Annotated in this window: 16 protein-coding genes; 6 read left to right on the top strand and 10 right to left on the bottom strand. The window is 70.4% G+C overall.

Annotated features, from left to right (window positions below):
• Nucleotides 1-12 precede the first annotated feature (12 nt).
• From ACFY1U_RS13675 to ACFY1U_RS13665, 3 genes are read right to left on the bottom strand one after another with little or no spacing between them, the layout of a single operon-like run.
• Nucleotides 13-1,215, bottom strand: coding sequence for a thiolase family protein (locus ACFY1U_RS13675; protein ID WP_390694299.1), 1,203 nt, complete (start codon nt 1,213-1,215; stop codon nt 13-15).
• Entirely contained in the window at nt 1,212-1,856 is a 645-nt protein-coding gene (locus tag ACFY1U_RS13670) for a CoA transferase subunit B (protein WP_390694298.1), read from the bottom strand. The genes ACFY1U_RS13675 and ACFY1U_RS13670 overlap by 4 nt, the downstream gene beginning before the upstream one ends.
• Nucleotides 1,856-2,611 (bottom strand): CoA transferase subunit A, encoded by a 756-nt coding sequence (locus tag ACFY1U_RS13665; RefSeq protein ID WP_390694297.1) that lies wholly within the window; start codon nt 2,609-2,611, stop codon nt 1,856-1,858. The genes ACFY1U_RS13670 and ACFY1U_RS13665 overlap by 1 nt, the downstream gene beginning before the upstream one ends.
• Before the next feature lie 211 nt (nt 2,612-2,822).
• Here ACFY1U_RS13665 and ACFY1U_RS13660 point away from each other — a divergent pair, with 211 nt between their 5' ends.
• Nucleotides 2,823-3,287: a MarR family winged helix-turn-helix transcriptional regulator gene (locus ACFY1U_RS13660; protein ID WP_390694296.1), complete on the top strand. Its 465-nt coding sequence runs from the start codon at nt 2,823-2,825 to the stop codon at nt 3,285-3,287.
• A gap of 197 nt (nt 3,288-3,484) precedes the next feature.
• Here ACFY1U_RS13660 and ACFY1U_RS13655 read toward each other — a convergent pair whose 3' ends face one another.
• Nucleotides 3,485-4,432: a DUF3048 domain-containing protein gene (locus ACFY1U_RS13655; protein ID WP_390694524.1), complete on the bottom strand. Its 948-nt coding sequence runs from the start codon at nt 4,430-4,432 to the stop codon at nt 3,485-3,487.
• Between the two features lie 263 nt (nt 4,433-4,695).
• Here ACFY1U_RS13655 and ACFY1U_RS13650 point away from each other — a divergent pair, with 263 nt between their 5' ends.
• Nucleotides 4,696-5,886 carry a zinc-dependent alcohol dehydrogenase gene (locus ACFY1U_RS13650; protein ID WP_390694295.1) on the top strand — a complete coding sequence of 397 codons (1,191 nt, stop codon included), beginning with the start codon at nt 4,696-4,698 and terminating at the stop codon, nt 5,884-5,886.
• A 26-nt stretch (nt 5,887-5,912) separates the two neighbouring features.
• Here the strand turns inward: ACFY1U_RS13650 and ACFY1U_RS13645 are convergent, their stop codons facing one another.
• On the bottom strand, nt 5,913-6,986 hold the full coding sequence (locus ACFY1U_RS13645; RefSeq protein WP_390694294.1) for an ATP-dependent DNA ligase: 1,074 nt from the start codon (nt 6,984-6,986) through the stop codon (nt 5,913-5,915).
• A 74-nt stretch (nt 6,987-7,060) separates the two neighbouring features.
• On the opposite strand from ACFY1U_RS13645, the gene ligD reads away from it, so the two are divergent.
• A complete protein-coding gene (ligD, locus tag ACFY1U_RS13640) occupies nt 7,061-8,086 on the top strand; it encodes a non-homologous end-joining DNA ligase (protein ID WP_390694293.1) in 1,026 nt (341 codons plus the stop codon).
• Between the two features lie 158 nt (nt 8,087-8,244).
• The gene (locus ACFY1U_RS13635) at nt 8,245-9,282 is read left to right on the top strand and encodes a LacI family DNA-binding transcriptional regulator (RefSeq protein WP_390694292.1); all 1,038 of its coding nucleotides are present in this window, start codon (nt 8,245-8,247) and stop codon (nt 9,280-9,282) included.
• An 82-nt stretch (nt 9,283-9,364) separates the two neighbouring features.
• Here the strand turns inward: ACFY1U_RS13635 and ACFY1U_RS13630 are convergent, their stop codons facing one another.
• Nucleotides 9,365-9,715: a helix-turn-helix transcriptional regulator gene (locus ACFY1U_RS13630; RefSeq protein WP_390694291.1), complete on the bottom strand. Its 351-nt coding sequence runs from the start codon at nt 9,713-9,715 to the stop codon at nt 9,365-9,367.
• A gap of 132 nt (nt 9,716-9,847) precedes the next feature.
• On the opposite strand from ACFY1U_RS13630, the gene ACFY1U_RS13625 reads away from it, so the two are divergent.
• On the top strand, nt 9,848-10,525 hold the full coding sequence (locus tag ACFY1U_RS13625; RefSeq protein WP_390694290.1) for an ANTAR domain-containing protein: 678 nt from the start codon (nt 9,848-9,850) through the stop codon (nt 10,523-10,525).
• 21 nt (nt 10,526-10,546) lie between these two features.
• Here ACFY1U_RS13625 and ACFY1U_RS13620 read toward each other — a convergent pair whose 3' ends face one another.
• The gene (locus tag ACFY1U_RS13620) at nt 10,547-11,332 is read right to left on the bottom strand and encodes a VOC family protein (RefSeq protein ID WP_390694289.1); all 786 of its coding nucleotides are present in this window, start codon (nt 11,330-11,332) and stop codon (nt 10,547-10,549) included.
• Between the two features lie 214 nt (nt 11,333-11,546).
• On the opposite strand from ACFY1U_RS13620, the gene ACFY1U_RS13615 reads away from it, so the two are divergent.
• On the top strand, nt 11,547-11,798 hold the full coding sequence (locus ACFY1U_RS13615) for a WhiB family transcriptional regulator (protein WP_390694288.1): 252 nt from the start codon (nt 11,547-11,549) through the stop codon (nt 11,796-11,798).
• Between the two features lie 69 nt (nt 11,799-11,867).
• Here ACFY1U_RS13615 and ACFY1U_RS13610 read toward each other — a convergent pair whose 3' ends face one another.
• From ACFY1U_RS13610 to ACFY1U_RS13600, 3 genes are all read right to left on the bottom strand, one after another.
• On the bottom strand, nt 11,868-12,842 hold the full coding sequence (locus ACFY1U_RS13610) for an acyl-ACP desaturase (protein ID WP_390694287.1): 975 nt from the start codon (nt 12,840-12,842) through the stop codon (nt 11,868-11,870).
• Nucleotides 12,843-13,058: 216 nt separating this feature from the next.
• The gene (ddaH, locus tag ACFY1U_RS13605) at nt 13,059-13,835 is read right to left on the bottom strand and encodes a dimethylargininase (protein ID WP_390694286.1); all 777 of its coding nucleotides are present in this window, start codon (nt 13,833-13,835) and stop codon (nt 13,059-13,061) included.
• A gap of 137 nt (nt 13,836-13,972) precedes the next feature.
• Nucleotides 13,973-15,586, bottom strand: a complete 1,614-nt coding sequence (locus ACFY1U_RS13600; RefSeq protein WP_390694285.1) for an ABC-F family ATP-binding cassette domain-containing protein — start codon at nt 15,584-15,586, stop codon at nt 13,973-13,975.
• Between the last annotated feature and the right edge of the window lie 253 nt (nt 15,587-15,839).

The following is a 15,839-nucleotide window of genomic DNA, read 5'->3' as shown; positions in this document are numbered from 1 at the left end:
GCCTGGGTTTTCTTAACGTTCGAGGACGAGGGCGAGGCCCTGGCCGACGCCGATGCAGAGGGTGGCGACGCCGGTGCCGGAGCCGCGGCGGGCGAGCTGGTGCGCGACGGTCCCGGCGAGCCGGGCGCCGGAGGCACCGAGCGGGTGGCCGAGGGCGATGGCGCCGCCCTGCGGGTTGAGGATCGTGGGGTCGAACTCGGGCCATTCGGCGACGCAGCCCAGCACCTGGGCGGCGAACGCCTCGTTCAGCTCCAGCACCGACAGATCGGCGAAGGTCCTGCCCGCCTTGGCCAGCGCCCGGTTGACCGCCTCGACCGGGGCGAGGCCGAAGTAGTGCGGGTCGACGGCGTGGACGCCGGTCGCCGAGACGCGGGCCAGCGGCTCGCGGCCGACCGCTTCCAGGCCCTCCTCGTCGACCAGCAGCAGGGCGGCAGCACCGTCGTTCAGCGGCGATGCGTTGCCCGCGGTGACCGTTCCGCCGTCCTTGCGGAAGGACGGCTTGAGCTTGGCCATCGCGGCGAGGGAGGCGTCCGGCCGGACGCACTCGTCGGCGGCGAGGGCGACCGGGTCGCCCTTGCGCTGCGGGATGGAGACGGGCGCCAACTCGGCGTCGAACAGGCCCTGTTGCTGAGCCTGGGCCGCCTTGCGGTGGGACGCGAGGGCGAACTCGTCCTGCTGCTCCCGGCTGATCTTGTGCTTGTCTGCGATCAGTTCGGCGGACTCGCCCAGCGGGATGGTCCACTGCGGATCCATCCGCGGGTTGACCATGCGCCAGCCGAGCGTGGTGGAGTACAGCTCGGTGTGGGCGGCGGGGAAAGGATTGGCGTTCTTGGGCAGTACGTACGGGGCGCGGGTCATCGACTCCACGCCGCCGGCCACGGCGATGTGGGCGTCGCCGACCGCGATGGCGCGGGCGGCCTGGATGACCGCCTCCAGGCCGGAGGCGCACAGCCGGTTGACGGTCACCCCGGGCACGGAGGTCGGCAGCCCGGCCAGCAGGCCGGCCATGCGGGCGACGTTGCGGTTCTCCTCGCCGGCCCCGTTCGCGTTGCCGAAGTACACGTCCTCGATCCGGGAAGGCTCCAGCTGCGGTGTCCGGGCGAGGAGTTCGCGGATCGCGTGGGCGGCCAGGTCGTCCGGGCGGACGGAGGCGAGGCCGCCGTTGTAGCGGCCGATCGGGGTGCGCACCGCGTCGACGATGTAAACCGTGTTCACAGCAGGTCCTCCGAGGCGGTCAGCTTGGCGCCGGTCCGGGTGATGACGTCGTCGACACTCACGCCGGGAGCGAGCTCGGTCAACACGAGCCCGTCCGGTGTCACATCGATCACGCCGAGATCGGTGATGACGCGGTTCACACACGCCTTGCCGGTCAACGGCAGTTCACATTCCTCGAGGATCTTCGCCGAGCCGTCCTTGGCGGTGTGCGTCATCACCACGATCACCGTGCGCGCGCCGTGCACCAGGTCCATCGCCCCGCCGATCCCGGTGATCAGCTTCCCGGGGATGGCCCAGTTCGCCAGGTCACCGCGCGCGGAGACCTGCATCGCGCCCAGCACCGCCACGTCGATGTGCCCACCGCGGATCATCGAGAACGACAGCGCCGAATCGAAGAAGGACGCCCCCGGCAGGACGGTCACGGTCTCCTTGCCGGCGTTGATCAGATCCGGGTCGACGGCGTCCTCGGTGGGATAGGGGCCGGTGCCCAGGATCCCGTTCTCCGACTCCAGCACCACCTCCACCCCCGGCGGCAGGTAGTTCGGGATCAGCGTCGGCAGCCCGATGCCGAGGTTGACGTACTGCCCGTCCTCCAGCTCGCGCGCGGCCCGCGCGGCCATCTGCTCGCGTGTCCAGGCCATCAGCTGCTCACCGTCCGCTGCTCGATCTTCTTGTCCCGGGCCTGCTCCGGCGTCAGGGCCACCACCCGCTGCACGAAGATCCCCGGCAGATGCACCGCGTCCGGATCGATCTGGCCGGGCTCCACCAGCTCCTCCACCTCGGCGATCGTCACCCGCCCGGCCATCGCGGCGAGGGGGTTGAAGTTGCGGGTGGACTTGTTGAACACCAGGTTCCCGTGCCGGTCGCCCCTCGCCGCCCGCACCAGCGCGAAGTCGGTGCGGATGCCCCGCTCCAGCACATACTCGGTGCCGTCGAACTCCCGCACCTCCTTCGGCGGCGAGGCCAGCGCGACCCCGCCCTCGCCGTCGTAGCGCCAGGGCAGCCCGCCGTCGGCGACCTGCGTGCCCACCCCGGCCGGGGTGTAGAAGGCCGGGATCCCGGCCCCGCCGGCCCGCAGCCGCTCGGCGAGGGTGCCCTGCGGGATCAGCTCCACCTCCAGCTCCCCGGCCAGGTACTGCCGCGCGAACTCCTTGTTCGCCCCGATGTAGGAGCCGGTCACCCGCGCGATCCGCCCCGCCGCGAGCAGCACCGCGAGGCCCGTCTCCATCGCCCCGCAGTTGTTGGAGACCACGCTCAGCCCGGACACGCCCCGCTCGTACAACGCCCCGATCAGCACGTTCGGCACACCGCTCAGCCCGAACCCGCCCACCGCGAGCGATGAGCCCTCCGGCACATCCGCCACCGCCTCAGCGGCCGTGGCGACCACCTTGTCCATCCGTGAAGCCCCATCCCGTCCGAGCGCCCGGTCACGAATTAATCAGGGCACTGAGTATTTCGGTGAAGTTTCCTTCACGCTGCCACCGGAGCCGCCGGACGTCAAGACCCCCAAGAACAGCAAGGTCAGTAGCCGCCTGCAGCTCTACAGACAGTCGACTGGCCGACGGGTATCGTTCAGTGCACCAACGAATTCGACCTCGGGAGCGCACATGGCCGCGGTGGACCTCACCACCCACCCTGGGCACCTGGCCCGGCGACTGCAGCAGGCCCACTACCTGCTGTGGAACACGATGGTCTCCGAGGAGATCACCTCGCCGCAGTTCGCGGTCCTCAACGCGCTGGTCGCCGAGCCGGGCCTGGACCAGCGCACGGTCGGGGAGCGGGTGGGGCTCGACCGGTCGACGATCGCCGAGGTGATCAGCCGGCTCGGGCGCCGCGGGCTGCTCGACAAGGTGCGTGATCCGCAGGACGGCCGCCGTTTCCTGCTGCGCCTGACCGAGGACGGTGTGCGCACCCACCGCAAGCTGACCGTGCGCACGGCCCGGATGAACCAGGTCTTCCTGGCCCCGCTGTCCGCCGAGGAGCAGTCGGTGTTCTTCGATCTCATCCGGCGGGTCGCCGATGCGGCCGAGGGGCTCCGCAACCCGGCGGAACCTCTCGTCGCACCGGGCTGAGCGCGCCGGACCTAGGGCCTGTCGTTTGGACCAGCCCGGCGTCGCGGGGTCTGGCACGCACATCTGCCGCGTTGTCGTCACTCGCCGACGCTCCGCGTCGACTCCCTCCTCCGCCTTGCAGCTGCACGCACCAGACCCCGCTCGGGGCAGCCGGGAAGCGCCGTTAGCCATAGCCGACCCGATCCAAACGACAGGCCCTAGTGCGGTGCCTTCGTCAGTACCACCCATACCTGGCCCTTCGCGAAGTCGACGGGCTTGCCGTCCTTCGTCGTGAACTGTGTGCCGTCGGTGGCCTTCCCGCGCTGCCAGTTGACGTCGTAGACCCGTCCGTCGCGCAGGACCTGCGCCTTCCCGGAGCCGACCGTCTGGGTGTACGGCGTGTTGTTGCCGAGGAAGTCGTGGAAGGCGGACTGGCGCACCTTCACGTACTGCACGACGACCGTCGCCGGCGCCACCCGCTTTCCGTCGGCCGTCGTGGTGGGTCTGCCGTCCATCGCGACCAGGTAGCGGTGCAGGCCCGCGGACCAGGTGAAGGTGAAGCCGGCGGCCGGGAAGCGGATGGTGCGGGTGTTCTCCGGTCTGCCGCCTGCCGGTGCGGCGCCGTAGTGGAAACCGGTGGTCAGCGCCTTCGCGCCCGGTGGGGACGACATCAGGCGGGCGGGGCGCAGGAAGAGGTTGTGCGGTGCGGGTCTGCTGGTTCCGCGGTAGTAGGCGCCGGGCGCCTTCTCGGGCGGCTCCGCCCGCAGGGGCGCGCTGTTGATCAGCGGCAGCAGCTTGTGCTGCGCCCCGGAGAAGGCGAGCGTCGGACGGTGGAACTGGCGAAGCAGCTCCAGATCCGACTCGCGGGCGCTGCGCACCGGCCCGACGACCTTCGGCAGCGTGCTCGCGTACACCGCCATCAGACGGCTCAGCCCGCCCTCGACCTGTTCCGCGTACACGACGTCCGCCGAGTCGAGGCCCGTCTGGGGCCGGGCCTCGGGCGCGTTGTCGATCTTCACGGCCAGTACGGGGGCGACGCTGCCGGTCTCCTTCGGTTGCCGGGGGGCCTGCGTTCGGCCGCGTCCGTCCTGCGCCGGGTCGTGCTGATGTGTGCAGCCTGCCGCCAGCGCGGCCGTCGCCGTGGCGGCCAGCAGCGCCGCTGTCATCGAGGCGCGTCGCGGAGGCGCCCACTGTCCCGTGCTCACCCTGACCACCACATCCCGTGTCTAGGATTGTGCGCTTATACGTTCATTGATGCCCATACCCGCGCGGTTCTGATCGCGCGCGTTCGATACGCCCATGGGGCCTGACCCGCTCCGGGCCCTGTTTCCGGCCGTGCTCCTGATCCCGCTTCGGGGAGCGGCCGGGCGGGTACCCGGGCGGCACCGCAGGAGCGGACACACCGATGCGATGGAGGGAGCGGCACGCGATGAAGGCTGTGACCTGGCAGGGGAAGCGGGACGTACGGGTGGAGGAGATGCCCGATCCGGGGATCAAGGAGCCGACCGACGCCGTCATCCGCATCACCTCGACGGGGCTGTGCGGCTCCGATCTGCATCTGTACGAGGTGCTCACGCCGTTCATGACACCGGGCGACATCCTCGGACACGAACCGATGGGCATCGTCGAGGAGGTGGGTGCCGCGGTGCCGGACCTCGCGGTGGGCGACCGGGTGGTGGTGCCGTTCCAGATCGCGTGCGGCAACTGCTGGATGTGCCTGACGGGGCTGCCGACGCAGTGCGAGACCACACAGGTGACCGGCGAGGGCATGGGCGCCGCTCTCTTCGGCTACACCCGCCTGTACGGTGCCGTGCCGGGCGCCCAGGCCGAGTACCTGCGGGTGCCGCAGGCGCAGTACGGGCCGATCAAGGTTCCGGAAGGTCCCCCCGACGACCGTTTCGTCTATCTCTCCGACGTCCTGCCCACCGCCTGGCAGGCGGTCGAGTACGCGGGGATCCCGGAGGGCGGCAGCGTCGCCGTGCTCGGTCTCGGGCCGATCGGAGACATGGCCTGCCGTGTCGCCCAAGTGCGCGGCGCCGGGCGGGTGTTCGGGGTGGACCTGGTGGGCGAGCGGCTGCGCCGGGCGAAGGCGCGGGGTGTGGAGACCTACGACCTGCGGAGCTTCGACAGCGAGAAGGAGCTCGTCCAGGCGATCCGTGACGAGACCGACGGCCGCGGCCCCGACGCCGTGATCGACGCGGTCGGCACCGAGGCCCACGGCAGCGCGGCCGCACGGCTGGCCCAGCAGGCCTCGGCACTGCTGCCCCGCAAGCTCGCGGGCCCCCTCGCCGAACGCTTCAGCATCGACCGCCTCGCCGCCCTGCACACCGCCATCGAACTGGTCCGCCGCGGCGGCACGCTCTCCCTCGTCGGCGTCTACGGCGGCACGGCCGATCCGATGCCGCTGCTCACCATGTTCGACAAGCAGATCCAGATCCGCATGGGTCAGGCCAACGTGCGCCACTGGAGCGACGAGATCCTTCCGTATCTGACGGACGAGGACCCCCTCGGCGTCGACGACTTCGCCACCCACCGGCTGCCGCTGACCGACGCCCCGCACGCCTACGAGATGTTCCAGCGCAAGCAGGACGGCGCGGTCAAGGTGCTCATGACGCCATAGGGCGCGCGCAACCCGGGACACGCCGGTCAAGCGCCCCCGGCCCCGAGGATTTCCGCCAAGTCGTACCGCACGGGCTCCTCCAGCTGGGCGTAGGTGCAGCTCTCCGGGGTGCGGTCCGGGCGCCAGCGGCGGAAGCGGGCCGTGTGCCTGAAACGCGCCCCGTTCTCCATGTGGTCGTACGCCACCTCGGCCACCCGCTCCGGTCTCAGCGGCACCCAGGACAGGTCCTTCTTGCCCGACCAGCGGCTCGGGGCGCCGGGCAGCCGGGCCGTCTCGTGCGCCGTCTCGTCGGACCAGGCCGCCCAGGGATGCCCCTCGACGTCCTCCATCCGCAAGGGCTCCAGTTCCTCGACCAGCTCCGCGCGGCGTTTCATCGGGAACGCCGCCGACACGCCCACGTGCTGCAGGGCGCCCCGGTCGTCGTAGAGGCCGAGCAGCAGTGAGCCCACGATCGGGCCGCTCTTGTGGAAGCGATAGCCGGCGACGACGACGTCCGCCGTGCGCTCGTGTTTGATCTTGTACATGGCGCGCTCGTCCTGGAGGTAGCGCCCGGTGAGCGGCTTGGCGATGACTCCGTCCAGGCCCGCGCCCTCGTACTGCTCGAACCAGTTCTGCGCCACGTCGATGTCGGTGGTGGCCGGCGCGAGGTGGACCGGTGGGGTGACCTGGGACAGTGCACGCTCCAGCAGCGCCCGCCGGTCGGTGAGCGGTACATTCAGCAGCGACTCGTCCGCCAGGGCCAGCAGGTCGAAGGCCACGAACGACGCCGGGGTCCTCTCCGCGAGCATCCGCACCCGGGAGTCCGCCGGGTGGATACGTTCGGTCAGCGCGTCGAAGTCGAGCCGCCCCTCCCGGGCGATGACGATCTCCCCGTCCAGCACGCACCGCTCGGGCACCCGCTCCTTCACCGCGGCCACCAGCTCGGGAAAGTACCTGGTCAGCGGCTTGCCCGTACGGCTGCCGAGCTCGACCTCGGCCCCGTCGCGGAACACGATCGCCCGGAAGCCGTCCCACTTCGCCTCGTAGTGCATGTCCGGCGGAATGCTCGCCACCGACTTGGCGAGCATCGGCTTCACGGGCGGCATCACCGGCAGATCCATGGTTCCGATTCTGCTCGCATGCGCCGCTTGTCGCCCGGTATGCGAGGTCTATGAGGTGCGCCTACCGTGGCCGCATGGGTGAAGCGGTGGAACTGGAAGCGGGCGGCCGCACCGTCCGCCTGTCCAGCCCGGACAAGATCTTCTTCCCGGAGCGCGGTTTCACCAAGCTGGACCTCGCCCGGTACTACATCGCGGTCGGCCCCGGCATCCTGCGCGCCCTGCGCGACCGGCCCACCACCCTGGAGCGCTACCCGGAGGGGGTGACCGGCGAGAACTTCTTCCAGAAGCGGGCGCCGAAGAACATGCCCGACTGGATCCCGACCGCCCACATCACCTTCCCCAGCGGCCGCAGCGCCGACGAGATGTGCCCCACCGAGGAGGCCGCCGTCCTGTGGGCCGCCCAGTACGGCACGCTCACCTTCCACCCCTGGCCGGTGCGCCGCGACGACGTCGACCGCCCCGACGAACTCCGCATCGACCTCGACCCGCAGCCCGGCACCGACTACGACGACGCCGTCCGCGCCGCCCACGAACTGCGCGCCGTCCTCGACGAGTTCGGCGGGCTGCGCGGCTTCCCCAAGACCTCCGGCGGGCGGGGGCTGCACGTCTTCGTGCCGATCGAACCGCGCTGGACCTTCACCCAGGTACGCCGCGCCGCCATCGCCGTGGGCCGGGAGATGGAACGCCGGATGCCGGACCACGTGACGATCAAGTGGTGGAAGGAGGAGCGGGGCGAGAAGATCTTCATCGACTACAACCAGACCGCCCGCGACCGCACCATCGCCTCCGCCTATTCCGTACGACCCCGCCCGCACGCCCCCGTCTCGGCGCCCCTGAGATGGGACGAGGTGGGCGTCGCGCACCCCCGGGACTTCGACATCGCGACCATGCCCGCGCGCTTCGCCGAACTCGGCGATGTGCACGCGGACATGGACGACCGACGCTTCTCGCTGGAGGACCTGCTCGAACTCGCCCGCCGCGACGAGCACGACCACGGGCTGGGCGATCTGCCGTACCCGCCGGAGTACCCCAAGATGCCGGGGGAGCCCAAGCGGGTACAGCCGAGCCGGGCGAAGAAGCAGCCGCCTGCGGCTCCTTGATCCGGCTGTCCGGCAGGAAACGACATCCGTCGTGCTGTGCGTGGCGGGAGAAGACCTGGACGCCACGACGGGCCCCGATGATCCGAGAGCGCTCTCACGGCGCTGCCCGCCCGGAGCTATCCTGATCGGCAACCGCCGAGCAGGAGCAGGAGCCCGAAGTGACCGACACAGCGCCGCGCCCCACGCTGGAGGCCGTGGCCGCCCGGGCGGGCGTGTCCCGGGCGACCGTCTCGCGCGTGGTGAACGGCGGCGACGGGGTCAGGGAGCCCCTGGTGGCACGCGTACGGCGGGCGGTGGAGGAACTCGGATACGTGCCCAACCAGGCCGCCCGCAGCCTGGTGACCCGACGGCACGACGCCGTGGCCGTGGTCATCGCCGAGCCGGAGACCCGCGTCTTCGCCGACCCCTTCTTCGCGCTGCAACTGAGGGGTATCAGCAAGGAGTTGACGGCTCACGACAACCAGCTCGTGCTGCTGCTCACCGAGGGCCGCGACGACCACGCCCGCGTCGGCCGCTACCTGGCCGGGGGCCATGTCGACGGCGCGCTCGTCTTCTCCCTGCACCTCGACGACCCGCTGCCCGGACTGATCCAGCACGCGGGTGTGCCGACCGTGTTCGGCGGGCGGCCCGGCTGGAGCGACGGCCGCAGTGGGGCGGTGTACGTCGACAGCGACAACCGCGGCGGCGCCCGTGAGGCCGTACGCCATCTCGCCGGCCTCGGCCGCACCCGGATCGCGCACATCACCGGGCCCCTCGACCAGACGTCCGCGGCGGACCGGCTGGACGGCTTCCGGGATGTCATGGTCGACGCGGACCCCCGGCTCATCGTCGAGAGCGACTTCACCCCGGCCGGCGGTGAGCGGGCGATGCGTGAACTCCTCGAGCGCCGCCCCGATCTGGACGCGGTGTTCGCCGCCAACGACCTGACCGCGGCGGGTGCGCTGCGCGTGCTGCGTGAGCGCGGGCGGCGGGTCCCCGACGATGTCGCCGTGATCGGCTTCGACGACATGCTGCCGGTCGCCGAGCAGACCGATCCGCCGCTGACGACGGTCCGTCAGGACATCGAGGAGATGGGCCGGCTGATGGCCCGGCTCCTGCTGCGCCGCCTCGGTCCTCGCTCCACCGGCGAGGGCGTCGCAGGCGCACCGGCCGGCGTGGTCCTGCCGACGACACTCGTGCGACGGGCCTCGGCCTGAGCCGCATGTCGATACGGCCCCGCGCCCCTCACGGGGTGCAGAACCGCGCTCACCGGGACCGCTCGGCCGGGCGGTGGTTCCGTCAGGCCCTGGCGTGGCGCCGTGTGCCGTCGACGGAGCCGGTGGAGCGGACTTCCTCGGCTCGCACGAGCAGGGAGAGCAGGGCTGCCACCGTCAGTCCGGCCTCGGCCGGATGGCGCAGGACCTTGCTGGGATCGATCCGGTAGGTGTTGGTCCGTCCCTCCCTGGTGTGGGAGAGATAGCCGGCTTCTTCGAGGTCGGAAATGATCTTCTGGACGGCGCGTTCGGTGAGGCGGCAGCGTGCAGCGATGTCGCGGATCCGGGCGCTGTGGTTGTCGGCGATGGCTGCCAGTACGCGCGCGTGATTCGTGACGAACGTCCATCCGGTGTGTGGCTCGGGCACTCCATCCATGACCCAACTGTAGCGACTCACCATTCGCGCATTCAAAAGCACGCACTAGATTTCATGTATTCCTTGACGTGTGCGGGGGAAGAGGGGAACCTTGGGAGCGGAGATGGGCGAGCGCTCGAGGGAGAGAAGGCCATGTCGGAGCCTGCGCAGTCCGCGCAGACATGCCTGGTGACGATCGACGTGGTGCCGGACGGCGATCGCATGAACGTCCGGGTGTGCGGTGAGCTGGACCACGGCGGCCGACAGCTGGAACGCGGCCTGGCCGAGGCCCTGGACGGCTCGGCGAGCGGTATCGACCTGGACCTGAGCGCCATCGGTTTCTGCGACTGCTCCGGCCTCAACCTTCTGCTCGGTCTGCGGCGGAAGGCTCTCGACGAGGGCAAGACGGTCACCATCAGCGCCAGTGGCCCTTCGGTCGACCGGCTGCTGGAGCTGACCGGCGCCCGGGAGCTGTTCGCGCACCCCGGCTCCTACAGCGGGAGCACCGAGCCGGATGCCGCCGGTGACGGACTGAAGACGCCGGAGGAGGTCGACCAGGAGCTGCGCAAGGAGGTCGCCGAGCTGCGGCGGGCGATGCAGACCCGGCCTGCCATAGATCTGGCCCGCGGCATCCTGATGGCCTCCTTCAGCCTGAGCCCCGAGGTGGCGTGGACCGTGCTCGTCACGGCCTCCCAGAACACCAACACCAAGCTGCACGTCCTGGCCCAGGACCTGGTCGGCACCGTGCAGGGCACGCCGCTGGCCGAGGAGGTGCAGCAGCAGCTGGCGGCCGCGGTCGCCCAGGCGCGCGCGGCCGTCCCGCTGGCATGACCGTCGGGCGTGCTCGTCACCTCACGTCTGCGGCGGTGCGCTCCTGATCACCGCGAAGCGGGCGCCGTAGGGGTCGGCGAGTTTGGCGAAGCGGCCCACGCCCTCGATGTCGGTGGCGGGGACGCGGATCTCGCCGCCCAGTTCCTGTGCCCTGGCGACCGTGGCGTCCGCGTCGGCGACCTCGAAGTACGGCAGCCAGTAGGCGCGGTCCTCCGACGGGTCGTCGGCGAGCGGGACGATGCCGCCGAACATGGAGTCCTCGCCGCCCCCGGCGGGGTTGACGGTGGTGTACGTGCCACCCGGGAAGTCCACCGCCGCCGTTTCCAGGCCGAGCGTCTCGTGGTAGAACCAGGCGGCCGCGGCGATGTCCGGGGTGTACAGCTCGACCCAGGACAGTGCACCCGCCTCGTTCGCCACGTCCACGCCCCTGGTCCGGCCGGGCTGCCAGATGCCGAACGGCACGCCCGCCTTGTCGGCGAGGATCGCCATGTGTCCCTCGCCCATCACGTCCATGGGCTGCATCAGCACACTGCCGTGCGCCTGCTCGGCCGCCTTGGCGGTGGCCTCGGCGTTCCCGCTCTGGAAGTAGACGGTCCAGGACGGCGGGCCCTGCTCGGGCGTGGTCTGCATACCGCCCGCCGCGGTCCTCCCGTCCAGCTGGAAGAAGCCGTATCCGCCGGCGTCCGGCCCCGCCGACTGGAACCGCCAGCCGAAGAGGCCGCCGTAGAAGGAGATGGCGCCGTCGATGTCGGAGGTGCCGACGTCGAGCCAGTTGGGAGCGCCGTTGACGAAACGGGTGGTGAGCATCTTCGCCCTCCTCGGAAGGGTCCCGTTCTCTGCACTGCCGAGTCTGGCACCGCCCACTGACAATCGCTGCCGGAGCCCACTTTCCGCCGCCTTCCGCGCGCCGCCGTGCGCCGCGGTGGGTCGGAGCGCCACCATCAGGGCGGCCGGGGGTCCGCCGGGCGGCGTTGATGACGCGTTGATCGAACGTTTTTCTGCCCCCGCCACGATCTCGTCCATGCACATCGACACCATCACCCCGGCCGACTTCGCCTGGCAGGCCCAGGCTCAGGCGCTGTGCGCGCAGACGGGGGCGGACTTCTTCTTCCCGGAGCCGGGCAGCTCGGTGCGTGAGGCGAAGCGCATCTGCGGCATGTGCGAGATGCGCCCGGCCTGCCTCGAGTACGCCCTGCAGAACGACGAACGCTTCGGCGTCTGGGGCGGCCTGTCGGAGAAGGAGCGCCTCGCGCTCAGGCGGACGACACACTGAAGCGGCCGGTACGCGCGTGCGTACCGGCCGCTTCCCGGCCCGCCGTCGGGCCTGCTGTCAGGTGCGGCGTCAGCCTGCGGCGCGCGCCGCCATGCGCGCCTTGCGTGCCGCCAGCTTCTCGTCGAACTTCAGGGCTTCCGCGTCCAGACCGCCCAGGAACAGCCCGAGCTCGTCCTGGGCCTGCTGACCCTCGGGGCCGAGGCCGTCGATCTCCATGATCTTCAGGAAGCGCAGGACCGGCTGGAGCACGTCGTCGTGGTGGATGCGCAGGTTGTAGACCTCGCCGATCGCCATCTGCGCGGCGAACCGCTCGAAACCGGGCATGCCGTGGCCGGGCATCCGGAAGTTCACCACGACGTCCCGGACCGCCTGCATGGTCAGGTCGGGAGCCAGCTCGAAGGCGGCCTTCAGGAGATTGCGGTAGAAGACCATGTGCAGGTTCTCGTCGGTCGCGATCCGCGCCAGCATGCGGTCGCAGACCGGGTCGCCGGACTGGTGGCCGGTGTTGCGGTGCGAGATACGGGTCGCGAGCTCCTGGAAGGCCACGTAGGCGACCGAGTGCAGCATCGAGTGACGGTTGTCCGACTCGAAGCCCTCCGACATGTGCTGCATACGGAACGCTTCCAGCTTGTCCGGGTCCACCGCGCGCGAGGCGAGCAGGTAGTCGCGCATCACGATGCCGTGCCGGCCCTCCTCGGCGGTCCAGCGGTGCACCCAGGTGCCCCAGGCGCCGTCACGGCCGAACAGCGAGGCGATCTCGTGGTGGTAGCTGGGCAGGTTGTCCTCGGTGAGCAGGTTCACGACCAGCGCGATACGGCCGATCTCGGTGACCTTGGACTGCTCCTTGTCCCAGGCCTCGCCGTCCTCGAACAGGCCGGGGAAGTTACGGCCGTCCGACCAGGGCACGTACTCGTGCGGCATCCAGTCCTTGGCGACCTTCAGATGCCGGTCGAGTTCCGTCTCGACCACTTCCTCCAGTGCGTACAGCAGCTTGGCGTCGGTCCAGACGGCGGGGCTGCCGAGGTGCGGGGAAGTGATCGTCACGGGAACTCCATGGGGACGCGTAGCAAAGAGGGACAGACCGGCGAGCGGTGCCGGAACTTACGGGATCGTAGGCTACGAAACCGTAGGTTACGAAGACGTAGGTTAAGCACGATGTAAAGATCCCTGATCAGGGCACGTTTCCCCGGACTTCCAAGGAACACCGAAAAGCCCCAGGACCCGCAGGTCCCAGGGCTGAGGGGGTGGCCGCCGCACCCGTCAGGCGTACAGCTCCCGCAGTCGTACCGAGAGGCATGTCACACAGCCCTCGAGCTTCTCGAACTCGCTGATGTCCACCACGACCGGATCGTGACCGAGGTCGGCGAGCAGCTCGGCCGACTTCGGCGCGCTCGCCGCCATCAGCAGCTTGCTGCCGCCGAGCTGCACCACGTGCGAGCCCGACTCCTCGGGCACCGAAAGGAAGCGCGGGAACAGCGACGGCCGGTCCACCTTGGGGATGTTCCCGATGACCGTCCCGTCGGGCAGTGCCGTGACCGCCGACTTCAGATGCAGCACCTTGCTCACGGGTACGGCGACGACCCGCGCCCCCAGCGGCTCGAAGGCGGCCCGCAGCTGCTGGACGCCGGCCGCGTTGGTGCGGCCGCCCCGCCCGACGTAGATCGTGTCGTCGATCTTCAGCACATCGCCGCCGTCCAGGGTGCCCGGCTCCCAGATCCAGTTCACCGAGCAGCCGAGACGGGCGACGGCCTCCTCGACACCGGCCGTCTCCTCGCGCCGGGAGCTGGCGCCGGGACGGGTGATCAGCGCGACGTTCTTGTACATGACGACCGTGTCCTCGACGAACACCGAGTCCGGGCAGTCGTCCTCGGGTTCCACCTCGACCGTCTCCCAGCCGTGCTCGCGCAGGGTCTCGACGTACGCCTCCCACTGTTCGACCGCGAGATCGAAGTCGACCTTCTCCCGCTCGATGTGCGTCACCAGCCCTTCGGCGAGGCGGGGGCTCGGGCGGCGGACGAGGGCCTTCTTGCTGGGCACGACGGGACTCCGAATCGGCGGGACGGCAGACCGGGCGCCGAAGACGCGACACCCGGTCCGCCATCATGCAACCCCGATCCATGACGGCAAAACCCTCGTTGCCAGGCTGTGCCCCTCCTGAGATGCGGGGTCGGGAGCTATCCGATCGCCTCCGGCGTGGTCTCCTGCAGTTCGCCGTCCAGCAGGAGCCACCGGGTGATCCCGATCGACTCCAGGAACGGCAGGTCGTGGCTGGCCACGATCAGCGCCCCTTCGTACGACTCCAGGGCCGACGTCAGCTGCCGCACGCTCGCCATGTCGAGGTTGTTCGTCGGCTCGTCGAGCATCAGCAGCTGCGGCGCGGGTTCGGCCAGCATCAAGGCGGCCAGGGCCGCCCGGAAGCGTTCGCCGCCGGACAGGGTGGCCGCCTTCTGGTCGGCGCGGGCGCCCCGGAACAGGAAGCGGGCAAGGCGCGCCCGGACCCGGTTGTTGGTGGCGGCCGGCGCGAACCGGGCCACGTTCTCGGCGACCGACAGCTCGTCGTCGAGGACATCGAGACGCTGCGGCAGGAAACGCAGCGGCACGTGCGCGTGCGCCTCGCCCGCCACCGGCGCCAGCTCACCGGCGATCGTACGCAGCAGCGTCGTCTTGCCCGCGCCGTTGCGTCCGATCAGCGCCACCCGCTCCGGGCCGCGCAGATCCAGCCCGCCGGCCACGCGTGCGCCGTAGGCGAGCCGCAGGTCCATGAGGGTCAGGACGGTACGGCCCGGCGGTACGGCCGTGTACGGCAGGTCGACGCGGATCTCGTCGTCGTCCCGTACGGCGTCCACCGCCTCGTCGAGCCGCTCCTTCGCCTCACTGAGCCGCTCCTCGTGCATGATGCGGTGCTTGCCCGCGGACTCCTGCGCCGCGCGCTTGCGTGCCCCCATGACGATCTTCGGCTCGCGCTTCTGGTCCCACATCTTCTGCCCGTACCGCTTGCGGCGGGCCAACTTGACCTGGGCGTCGACCAGTTCGCGCTTCTGCTTCCTGAAGTCGGCCTCCGCGACGCGCACCATCCGCTCGGCCGCCTCCTGCTCGGCGGCGAGAGCCTCCTCGTACGCGGAGTAGTTGCCGCCGAACCAGGTGACCTCCCCGGAGCGCAGATCGGCGATCTGGTCGACCAATTCCAGGAGTTCGCGGTCGTGGCTGACCACGACCATCACTCCGGGCCAGGACTCGACGGCCGCGTACAGCCGCTTGCGCGCGTACAGGTCGAGGTTGTTGGTCGGCTCGTCCAGGAGCAGGACGTCCGGGCGGCGCAGCAGCAGTGCGGCCAGCCGCAGCAGCACCGACTCGCCGCCCGACACCTCGCCGATGGTGCGGTCCAACTCGATGTGCCCGAGACCGAGTTCGCCGAGCGTGGCGAGCGCGCGTTCCTCCACGTCCCAGTCGTCGCCGACCGTCTCGAAGTGCTCCTCGGCCACGTCGCCCGCCTCGATGGCATGCAGCGCGGCTCGCTGCGCGGCGATGCCGAGCGCCTCGTCGACGCGCAGCTGGGTGTCGAGCGTGACGTTCTGCGGGAGGTGGCCGACCTCGCCCGCGACGCGTACGGCGCCGCCAGCCGGGGTGAGTTCACCGGCGATCAGCTTCAACAGGGTCGATTTCCCGGATCCGTTGACGCCGACGAGCCCCGTCCTGCCGGGAGCGAAGGAGACGTCGAGGCCCTCGAAGACGGGGGTGCCGTCGGGCCAGGTGAAGGACAGGGACGTACAAGTGAGGGAAGTAGACATGCGGGCCTCGCGGTTGCTTGGTGCGGTCAGGGGCAAACGCGTAGAGAGACACCGGAGACCCACGGCGGGAGAGGAGAGCCCGGAGGCACGAAAAAAGGCCTGCTCCGTCAGGACGGCTCGAACGCCGAGGTCGCACGCAGCGCACACACCTCACGTGTGTGACACGGTGTCTCAGGACCTCAGACGAGCAACGTCCTTCTCCAATCGACGGCAACAGAACCGCTGTACACCGTAGGAGGCGGTCTGCGGGCTG

Origin of the sequence: Streptomyces sp. NPDC001351, assembly GCF_042896045.1 — a bacterium.
Classification (GTDB): Bacteria; Actinomycetota; Actinomycetes; order Streptomycetales; family Streptomycetaceae; genus Streptomyces.
The sequence above is the reverse complement of the archived record's forward strand: the minus strand, read 5'-3'. Positions and strand labels throughout refer to the sequence as shown.